This is a genomic window from Aliterella sp. E5.1, assembly GCF_057473825.1.
The window spans coordinates 1-4,741 of sequence record NZ_JBYCCV010000167.1 but is presented as its reverse complement, the minus strand read 5'-3'; the positions used below and the strand labels follow the sequence as shown (position 1 = coordinate 4,741).

The 4,741-nt window shown below is 43.2% G+C and carries 4 protein-coding genes and 1 pseudogene; 1 reads left to right on the top strand and 4 read right to left on the bottom strand.

Going from position 1 to position 4,741, the window contains the following annotated elements:
• A pseudogene (locus AC2VE5_RS24100) lies at nt 1-118 on the top strand (IS1 family transposase); the annotation flags it as partial.
• A gap of 22 nt (nt 119-140) precedes the next feature.
• Here AC2VE5_RS24100 and AC2VE5_RS24095 read toward each other — a convergent pair.
• The 4 genes from AC2VE5_RS24095 to AC2VE5_RS24080 all read right to left on the bottom strand — a co-directional run bounded on the left by AC2VE5_RS24095 (nt 141) and on the right by AC2VE5_RS24080 (nt 3,906).
• Nucleotides 141-848 carry a class I SAM-dependent methyltransferase gene (locus AC2VE5_RS24095; protein WP_486890168.1) on the bottom strand — a complete coding sequence of 236 codons (708 nt, stop codon included), beginning with the start codon at nt 846-848 and terminating at the stop codon, nt 141-143.
• 463 nt (nt 849-1,311) lie between these two features.
• Nucleotides 1,312-2,241, bottom strand: coding sequence for an NmrA family NAD(P)-binding protein (locus AC2VE5_RS24090; protein WP_486890167.1), 930 nt, complete (start codon nt 2,239-2,241; stop codon nt 1,312-1,314).
• A gap of 125 nt (nt 2,242-2,366) precedes the next feature.
• Nucleotides 2,367-2,879, bottom strand: a complete 513-nt coding sequence (locus tag AC2VE5_RS24085) for a cupin domain-containing protein (protein ID WP_486890166.1) — start codon at nt 2,877-2,879, stop codon at nt 2,367-2,369.
• 178 nt (nt 2,880-3,057) lie between these two features.
• Complete coding sequence (locus AC2VE5_RS24080; protein WP_486890165.1) at nt 3,058-3,906, bottom strand: helix-turn-helix domain-containing protein; 849 nt, start codon at nt 3,904-3,906, stop codon at nt 3,058-3,060.
• Between the last annotated feature and the right edge of the window lie 835 nt (nt 3,907-4,741).

Here is a 4,741-nt window from a genome sequence, read left to right as displayed (position 1 = left end):
TTACTTCAATTGGATTTGGCAGCATAGTCGGTTCAAGTCCACTGCCGCACAACGAGCAGGATTAACCTCTCGACCATGGACTTGGAATGATATCGTGACCTATCCCACAATAATCTGACGCACTACCAGATGCTCCCCTTTTAATCGGGTGATGTTCGCCTTGAATACCAAGCATGAATAAGTAGATTCTGAAAAAATAGCACAGGTGTATCAAAGCCAGCCGATGCAATAATTGATGCAACTTCTTGGGGTGGCAGCACAGCTACATCCCGACCATAAGCAACACGCATCTTTTCAACGTCCTCCTCCGGCAGTTCGGCAGACTTCATCATTCGTAGCCAAACCTCAAGAAGGCTTTGATAGGCTGAAGTAGACATATCATAAGCTATATCGGAACTGATCAAATATCCTTGGGGGCGAAGTCGTAAAGCAATTTGATTAAAAAAGTTGCGCCGATCCTCTTTCTCCATGATAAAGTGAGAAACCACAAGGCAAGAAACCGCCTCAAAGGAGTCTGATTCGGGTAGTGAATCGAGATAACCTTCGTGAAAAGTGCAGCGTGCCGTGATGCCACACTCTTCGACGCGCTGGCGACAAACATCAAGCATCGCCATCGCAGGTTCTACCGCTGTAAATTGCCATTGTGGAAATGCTTGAGCTAGATTAATCAATTCCGATCCGGTTCCTACACCGACGCAGAGTATCCGGGCATCAGCAGGAAGTTCCGATAGTATGGCGCGGATCAACAAATCAAGGGAGTCGCGGATTGGAGCCAACTTAGCCCACCTCTGATCGTAGGCAGAAGCAGTTTTTTGGTCGAAAACAAAAGTAGGTTGTTGATTTTTCATGTGGGGAAGCCAATAAGAGAGTAAAGGCGGAGTTTGCCCAAGCCAATAACCAAAATACGTCTACCAGATCGCCCCAGGTATCGAAAACTTGCCGCAGAAATTGCCTATCAACTGTATCTCCAAATGCCAGGGAAGGCTATGCCTGACATACTCACTGATTGGAAGGAGATATGCCAGAATGACCCGTTACCAGAAGTCAAGAGGGTTTGGAAGTAACTGATTGTAATAATTCTATGCTGTACTAAACTGTCGTGCATCTAAATTGTACTTTTTGGAGACTGAAATACTTGCTCTAAGGTTTTCAGCTTTAAAAATTAAGTGCGTCTCAGCTTACTCTTTGCAAGTGTTGCTAAATGGGTAATGGGTAATGCAGTATCAAAGTGGGTGAGACAGGAGAGTTGTAGAGAAGAAAAATCCTCACACTTTCAGCAACGCCAAAAAACTTATGGGCAGCAATGCTGCCTTACAAATTTCCTTTGCTGAGAAATTGCTTAACTGTTATGGGTTTGATGTGAGGATAGCGATCGTTGCCAATGCGATCGAGTTTGCCCTTACCCGATACCATTGCGTACATATATTGGTGGAAGACGTACTCGTTGAGTGTTTTGGCTGACGCTTTTTTGGCAGTAATCCAAGCTTGCATCTCAGCGATACTACCCAAAGATTTTTCGGTTAATTTACTACCAGTCGCCCCTTCATAGGTGGCTTTCAATTGCTTTGAGGTCAGTGTGTCACCCGCGACTTCCAATGCCATGTTTGCCAAGCCTGGGTCGCTCACCGCTTCTGCTACATACTTAGCGGTATCATCAGTGGTCGTGAGATCGAGCGGCATTTCGCCATCGCCCCAGTATTGAAAAATCTGATGTTCCAGGTCAAACAGTGGCATATAGGTGATGAATTCCATAAATGCTCCGTTGAGAACTAAGGTATATTCCAAACCGCTTTGCTGAAGATACTCAAATACTTCTTTGCGCTTATCCAAATTGTCATTGTCGCCGTAGTCTAGCTTGCGATAGTCCACAGAGTAGTCGGAGGGAATGAACCGCTTTACGCTCTGCTGTTTGGCAGCATCAATCAAGTTTTTTTGCCCTGGAACCGTCACTTCACTATTACCGATCGCAGATACGACAACATCGACCTCTGCACAGGCTGGTAGTAGGGTTTCCGGCTGCATCACGTCGCCTTCGATTAGCGTTGCGCCCTTGGCTTGCATCGCGTCGATCTTTTGACGATTTTCTTCCTTGCTGTCGTCGAGCGTTAGCGTAGCCTCCGCTTTGCGGAATCGCACCATTGCCCGAACATCAATGTTGCCTTTGTTGAGTAAAGCAGAAACAATCTTAGCCCCCAACATTCCAGTAGCACCAGCAACCAGAACTGTCAATTTTGTAGTCATGATTTTCCTTGTAAAAGTTTAAAAATTCATCTTTTGCCGCTAGATAGACTTGCTACCTAATAGGCAATTGCCCACTATCGGTCGATTTGCCGAAGCCAAACTTAGAGAATCTGGTGTCGGGTAATTTATTTTCTAAAACCTTCTAAAAAATTGGTCTTAGCCGCCGGATACTGCTGAGTAACTTGCTTAAGCGCTTGATTAGATTGTTCCCGGTCGGGAAAAGGCAGCGAAGCAGGAGGCAATGTGCGCGTTTGGGCGGGTACGGTCGTTGCCATAATCGTGTATTCAAAACCCGCAGGTACATAGGTATTGAGTAATCGTGCCGTTTCCGAATCGATTTGAAAAGCGTGTTTTGTGCCTCGCGGAATTGACACAAACGACCCGGCGGTTGCTTTAATCGGCTGGTCTTCTACAAAAAAGGTGGCTTCGCCTTCGAAAATATAAAAAGTTTCATCTGCCGCCTCATGGATGTGAGGCGGTGCTGCGGAACCGTGCGATAATAGCTCCTCTATACAGGAATACTCTCCATTAGTATCTTCGGCCGTTGCCAGCATAATCCAGAGAATACCCATACCCCAGTAAGCGCGACCTGCAGCATTATTAACTTCAAAAGCTTGTGGCTTGTTTTGTCCGCTCATTTATAAATCCTTGACTTCAATTGGTTATGACAGCGATTTCCAACGGGCTTTTGCGATCGGTTTCAACTTGAGTTTGGTGCGAACCTAATCTATTGTTTAAGGATTCCAATTTTTCTAGTATTCGTCGCTATAGCTTGCGAACTTAATTTAAAATGAATCTTCTTATAGCCTAATGAATTTAAATATCGAAATCTATCACGTTCTTGCTGTCTTGAATGTATTGCCTTGGAGTGACACAAACAAGCCGCTTGAAGTGGGAACCAAAGTGACTTTGACTCACAAATCCAGTTTCAAAGGCTACTTTCTCGATCGTCCACCCTTTTCTAAGCAGCCGTTTCGCCTGTAAAATTCGCACTTGAATTTGATAAGCGTGGGGCGGCATACCAAACGCTCTACGAAACGCTCGATTGAGATGAAAGGGACTCAATTTGGCAATCTGTGCTAATTGCTCTAACGAAACTTCTCGATCGTAATGGTCTTCTAGATAGGCTCTAATGCGCTCGGCGGGCTGACGTTCTGCCCCTAACTTGGCTTGGCAAGGTGGATTTTTTGCACAGCGCAGAATTAATTGTGCTAAAAAATCTAGGGTCAATGTCTGTTGTTCAAGCTGAGAAATAGATTGTTCTAGTGCTTGATGAACTTGAACGATTTGTGTATTGAGGTCGCGGTCATGAACTAGAGGCATGGGAAAAAATGGCAGCGCTGTTTTGCGTCCTGCCACTTCTGTTGCAACTTGTTGAAGTAAAACTGTACCTACCCGTAGCCCTCGAAAAGTACAGTTTTGAGCGCTCTCAGCATCAGCTTGATGTACTTCTCCGGGTTGTGTCACCACTAAGGTATTTGATGGAACGCTATACATTGAGCCTCGGTAGTTAAACTGCCAGCCGTCACCCTGCCTGATGTTAAGCTCCAGTTCTTCGTGAAAATGGCGGGGCAATGAATAGTCTTTACATACACTACGTACTAACTCAATCGATTGCAGGTACTGCAATCGCCAAATTCTAGTACGTGACGGATTTGCTTTCATGGTAGATTTTGGGGCAATAGGTGAGCGCATTTTATTTGCATTGAAGTTAGAACCGCAAACTTTTCTTTACAAAGCAGCACAGAAAGCACTTAATCAATTGATCCAAAAAATAAAACTTATGGATGACAATTTCTAATTAGCATCAAATCTTCTGGAGCTAAGTTTTTTCCTCCAAAAAAAAATGACGAAAAACTGCTCAATAAGTCCCTCATAATTTCTCCAAATTGATTGGTTTTTATCGCCAAAAACACTGATATTTTGCTGATATTGCTGGAGAATGCGTAACTGTGAGAACTATAAAAGCCTAGTTGGAATTTTAAAAAGATAAACGAATTAAATTTCGTGGGGATTGTTAGAGATAAATCAAAAACATTGTCCTTAAAACGATCTATATCTTTATAGTGGTACGTATCGATTTATCCAGGCAGGTAAAGTTAAAACTGCTAACTTACACTCTTTGAATTATAGCCAATCCTACAGTGAAAAAACATTAACACAGAGCAAACTATGGAAAACTAAAACTCTGCTTATAACTATTGCCGTAAAAATCCTGCTTTGGGGAAACGAGTGAAGGACTGATAGTTTCTAGTTATTTTTTCGGTAAATTAATTTGAACATACGGGTTATGACAAAATCTCACTTTTTAACGATTAATTGGGATAGTTAAAATCCACTTGCTCGGATTTTGCCGCAGCCTTTCTTGATTTCTATAGCAATCCTAGATGAGTTGAAGAAAAGTGAGTCTTAAACTATTGTGAATGATGGATGTAGCATTTTAGAACTAATTGAACGATGGACGAACTGGTCAAGTTTATTGAGAGTAATCCTGATGCTA